Here is a 206-nt window from a genome sequence, read left to right as displayed (position 1 = left end):
GTCGAGATGTTCCGCAAGCTGCTCGACCAGGGCCAGGCCGGCGACAACATCGGCGCGCTGCTGCGCGGCGTCGACCGTGAAGGCGTCGAGCGCGGCCAGGTTCTGGCCAAGCCGGGCACGGTGAAGCCGCACAAGAAGTTCGTGGCCGAGGCCTACATCCTGACCAAGGACGAGGGCGGCCGTCATACGCCGTTCTTCACCAACTA

1 protein-coding gene is annotated in these 206 nt (G+C 66.5%); it reads left to right on the top strand.

Going from position 1 to position 206, the window contains the following annotated elements; all coding sequences use genetic code 11:
- Window positions 1–206: EF-Tu C-terminal domain-related protein (locus ACWGS9_RS36220; RefSeq protein WP_454509591.1), on the top strand; the 206-nt coding region annotated here is incomplete at both ends.

The organism is Mesorhizobium sp. Arg314 (genome assembly GCF_053714275.1).
The sequence above is the reverse complement of the archived record's forward strand: the minus strand, read 5'-3'. Positions and strand labels throughout refer to the sequence as shown.